The sequence below is a fragment of the uncultured Mucilaginibacter sp. genome, from assembly GCF_937859865.1.
Classification (GTDB): domain Bacteria; phylum Bacteroidota; class Bacteroidia; order Sphingobacteriales; family Sphingobacteriaceae; genus Mucilaginibacter_A.
Genome location: NZ_CALMAT010000058.1, coordinates 1 through 4,574 on the forward strand (window position 1 = coordinate 1; position 4,574 = coordinate 4,574).

The 4,574-nt window shown below is 43.2% G+C and carries 5 protein-coding genes and 1 pseudogene; 3 read left to right on the forward strand and 3 right to left on the reverse strand.

What is annotated here, in order from left to right:
• The 3 genes and pseudogenes from Q0192_RS06280 to Q0192_RS06290 form a co-directional block, all read left to right on the forward strand.
• Positions 1–301: pseudogene (locus Q0192_RS06280) on the forward strand (NAD-dependent epimerase); the annotation flags it as partial.
• Positions 302–449: 148 nt separating this feature from the next.
• The gene (kbl, locus tag Q0192_RS06285) at positions 450–1,640 is read left to right on the forward strand and encodes a glycine C-acetyltransferase (protein WP_299287748.1); all 1,191 of its coding nucleotides are present in this window, start codon (positions 450–452) and stop codon (positions 1,638–1,640) included.
• 166 nt (positions 1,641–1,806) lie between these two features.
• Positions 1,807–2,223 carry an acyl-CoA thioesterase gene (locus Q0192_RS06290; protein ID WP_299287751.1) on the forward strand — a complete coding sequence of 139 codons (417 nt, stop codon included), beginning with the start codon at positions 1,807–1,809 and terminating at the stop codon, positions 2,221–2,223.
• An 86-nt stretch (positions 2,224–2,309) separates the two neighbouring features.
• On the opposite strand, the gene Q0192_RS06295 is transcribed toward Q0192_RS06290, so the two are convergent.
• The 3 genes from Q0192_RS06295 to Q0192_RS06305 form a co-directional block, all read right to left on the reverse strand.
• Complete coding sequence (locus Q0192_RS06295) at positions 2,310–2,651, reverse strand: EthD domain-containing protein (RefSeq protein ID WP_299287754.1); 342 nt, start codon at positions 2,649–2,651, stop codon at positions 2,310–2,312.
• A gap of 130 nt (positions 2,652–2,781) precedes the next feature.
• A complete protein-coding gene (locus tag Q0192_RS06300; protein ID WP_299287757.1) occupies positions 2,782–3,360 on the reverse strand; it encodes a Crp/Fnr family transcriptional regulator in 579 nt (192 codons plus the stop codon).
• A 118-nt stretch (positions 3,361–3,478) separates the two neighbouring features.
• Positions 3,479–4,465: a D-alanine--D-alanine ligase gene (locus Q0192_RS06305; RefSeq protein ID WP_299287760.1), complete on the reverse strand. Its 987-nt coding sequence runs from the start codon at positions 4,463–4,465 to the stop codon at positions 3,479–3,481.
• Positions 4,466–4,574 lie beyond the last annotated feature (109 nt).

Genomic DNA, 4,574 nt, shown 5'->3' on the forward strand with positions numbered 1-4,574 from the left:
GGCTACGATAGAACTGATGGAAGCACCAGCAGACCAAATTAGTGTCAGGACTTCTTATAATTTGGCCGGAACCAGTTTTACGCCCGCAGAATTGTACGAGAATATCAAATTGTTTTTTCCTGATTTTCAATGTGGTTTTGTGCCCGATTTCCGTCAGGCGATTGCTGATTCGTGGCCGGAATCCATTGATGATACTTCGGCACAAAAAGACTGGGGCTGGAAACCAGATTTTGATTTAACTCAAATTACATCGGACATGATTGCCCATTTATCCAAGCAATTGATTGTTGATAAAAATTAACAATGCTTCTTTTAGCACTATAAAATTGCTGTCAGCTTTCAGCAATCAGTTATCAGCTTCAAAAAAGATTAACGATTTTTAGGCGATAAAAGAAGCATTGTAACTTGTAAATAACCGGGATCAATCCACATAAAAAATTCAAACCATCATGTATCAAACATTAAAAAACGTATTAGAAAACGAACTTGCCGAAATTGAAAAAGCAGGTTTATATAAAAAAGAACGTGTAATTACTTCGCCGCAAGGGGCAGAAATTACAGTGCAGGGCGGTAAACAGGTAATCAACTTTTGCGCGAACAATTACCTGGGCTTGTCTTCCAACCCAAAAGTAATGGAAGCCGCCAAACAAGCGGTTGATGCGCATGGTTATGGTTTGTCGTCAGTCCGTTTTATTTGTGGCACGCAGGACATCCACAAAGAACTCGAAAAAAAGCTGTCGGAGTTTTTAGGGACGGAAGATACCATTTTGTATGCCGCCGCTTTTGATGCCAACGGAGGCGTTTTCGAGCCGTTGTTCAACGAGCAGGACGCAATCATTTCGGACGAGCTGAACCATGCTTCGATCATTGATGGTGTGCGGCTGTGCAAAGCGCAGCGTTACCGTTATAAACACGACGACATGGGCGATTTGGAAGAAAAACTGAAAGCGACTAAGGATCTAAGGCACCGCATTATTGTTACCGATGGCGCGTTTTCGATGGATGGAACGATTGCACAATTGGACAAAATTTGCGATTTGGCCGACCAATACCAGGCTTTGGTGATGATTGATGAAAGCCATTGCTCCGGTTTTATGGGCAAAACCGGCCGCGGCACGCACGAACACCATAATGTGATGGGCCGCGTTGATATTATTACCGGCACTTTAGGCAAAGCTTTGGGCGGCGCTTCCGGCGGTTTTACATCTGGGCACAAGGAGATTATTGATTTGCTGCGCCAACGTTCGCGGCCTTATCTTTTCTCCAATACACTTGCCCCGGCTATCACCGGCGCTTCGATTAAAGTGTTGGATATGCTGCGCGAAACCACCGAATTGCGCGACAAGCTGGAAAACAACACCCAATATTTTAGGGAGCAGATGACGGCTGCCGGTTTCGATATTAAGCCGGGCGTTCATCCAATTGTTCCGGTGATGTTGTACGACGCTAAACTTTCGCAGGATTTTGCAAGCCGAATGCTGGAAGAAGGCATTTATGTGATCGGCTTTTATTATCCAGTAGTGCCGCAAGGGAAAGCACGCATCCGCGTACAAATTTCGGCAGCGCATGAGCAGGAACATTTGGATAAAGCGATTGCTGCGTTTACAAAAGTGGGCAAGGAATTGGGGGTGATAAAATGATGAGGGAAACTAAAAGCAATAAGCGACATTCAGGTGGTAACAGTTGGTGAAATAGAAGTGTAATTATCCCCCAACTTTTACCCGATAAAAGAAGCATCACCATTTAATTCTTATCCCGCAGATAATTATCTTTCCTGCATCTTTGCTTCCAAATTCAAACCTCCGCATGAACATCCCTTACAGCATTTTTGAAAGCGAATTTAAGGTCAGGCCGGACGATATCGACATGTTCCAACACGTGCACAACAGCAAATATTTTGATTATGTGCTGGCTGCGCGATACGACCAAATGGAACGCTTTTACGGGATGCCGATGGAAACTTTTATGCAGCAGGGTTTCGGCTGGGTGGTGCGCACGGCTTATGTAGATTACAAACGCGCTTTAACTTTGGGCGATAGTTTTGTGGTGCGTACCGGATTGGAAAGTTTTGAAGATAAAGGCTGCCGCGTACAGTTCGAGATCATCAACCAAAAAACCAAAAAAATATGCTGCGATGGTTGGTTCGATTATATTTTGATTGATATCGCCACCGGCCGCGCGGCTAAAGTGAGCCAGGAAATGATTGAGAAATATACGATTTGAGGTAAGAGGTTTGAGGTATTAGGTCTGAGGTATCGTCAACATGGCTCTTACCTGATACCTCAAACCTCTCAACCTCACACCTTTTTTCAAATCACTACGTTTTCTGTCGAGACCAGAAAGCTACAAGCATGTAGGTCTAAAAACTTTTCCTCGTCCGGGCGGATGGTTGACATGTAACTTTCAGCAGTAAAAACTTTTGCGATATCTTCTACCGTATCAAACCAAAGTTCGGTGATACCATCGTAAATTGGTGGCGGCAATCCCGGCATGGTTACCTGAAACGAATAGCATTGTACATAACGGCGAACATATTGCTGCACTTCGGGCAGGGAAGTAAATAACGACGCGTGGTTGTTTTTGTGGTATAATACATAATCCTCGTGGCTTAAACCTTTTCGCTTCACCAGCAAAATTGTAAATTTTATCATGTCCTTAATTTTAATATTGATAGAACAAAAACCACCTTAATTAATTCATTTTAAAGAAGTTGTGCTTTTGATTCTACAAAGATACAGACAAGCAGGCCTGCAAAACGTTGACTATAGTTAAGTACAAAAATTATTTATTGTGCAGCCTTTTTCTGATGCGGCTAAGCGATTCGGGCTTGATGCCCAAATAAGAGGAAAGATGGAATTGTGAAATTTTATTAAACAGTTCTGGCTGTGTTTTCAATAGGTTCTCGTACCGTTGTTCGGGTGTTAAAAACTGCATCATTTCTACCCGCGCGTTCATTTGCTGATACACTTGCTCGGCCATCAACCGGCCAAAACGCTCCCAGTTGCGCGATTGCTGATAAATTGTTTGAACATCGTCGTGCTTAAAAGCCAAAACCACTGCATCCTGCATGGCCTGCCAATAATAGTTGGAGGGTTTTTGTGTTAAAAAACTTTGAAAGTCAACCAGGAAATTACCTGCATCGGTAAAACGATAATTGATTTGGTTGCCTTTGGGATCAACATAATACATCCTGAAAAAACCTTTTTTCAGGAAAAATACATGTTTGCATATTTGCCCTTGTTCCAGCAAATAATCCCCTTTTTTTACCTGCATTGCTAAAGTTATCTTGTCCAGTAGTTCCAAATCCGTTTCCGGCATAGAAACCATCGCATTGATCAAAGACTTTAGCTGTTCGTTCATTTATTAGCTTCTTTTATCGGGTAAAAACCAGTGTCCTCAAACCTCCTGCCTCTTAAATGCTTCTTTTACCGCATAAAAATTGGTGTCCTTTCACCTCAAACCTCGTACCCCAAACCTCTTACCTCAACGCTTCCTCAATCAACCTCCCGTAAAATTCACTTAATTTTAATCCCGCGGCTCGGACTTGTTGCGGAACTAAGCTGTTGGCCGACTGCCCAGGCGTAGTGTTGATCTCGATAAAATAAAAGTCATCCGTTCCTTCCTGCAAAATAAAATCGATACGTGTCATGCCTTTGCAGTTGAGCATTTGATATGCTTCTTTTACGATACTTTTTATGCGATTGGTTTGGGCCGAACTTAAATCAGCCGGCGTAATTTCCTGCGAAACGCCAGGCGTATATTTAGCTTCATAATCAAAAAACTCTTTGGAACTGATGATTTCTGTCGCTGGCAAAACTGTTATTTCATTGCCAAACTTCACAATGCCGATACTAAATTCACGGCCTTGAATAAACTCTTCCACCAAAACCTGTTCGTCTTCGGCAAAAGCTTTTTCCAGTGCTTGGGGCAATGCTTCTTTTGCGTTCACTTTGCTCATGCCCACGCTGCTGCCGCCGTTGTTGGGCTTGATAAACAAAGGCAGTTTGAGGTGTTGGATTTGATTTTCCACCGCTTCTTTTTGCTGCCGAAAAACCTGCACCGAACCGGCCACATGTAAATCTGCAATGCCTTTAACCACGGCTTTGGTGTACGCTTTGTTCATGGTGATGGCTGAAGTTGCGGCACCGCAATTGTTGTACGGAATGCCCAGCATGTCCAAATAGCCCTGCATTTTGCCGTCTTCGCCGGGCGTGCCGTGGATGGTAATAAACGCAGCATCAAACCTGATCTTCTCACCAGTAACGGTCAAACTGAAATCGTTTTTATCAACCGCAATATTTTCGCCATCGGCAACATAAAACCAGTTTTGGCGGGTTACCAAAATGGTGTACACTTTGTATTTTTCGCGGTTCAATTCTGCAGCAATGTTACGGGCACTGTTGATGGAAACTTCGTATTCGCCAGTATAACCTCCGGCCAGCAGGGCGATGTTTTTGGGAGTCATAGAGCCAAAGGTAATCGTCTTTGACCAGAATTTTTAGGATTAAGGAATTAACAGGATGAAGTTTATCAAAAAAAAGCAGGTAAAAGAAGCATCTTGACCAGAATTTGCA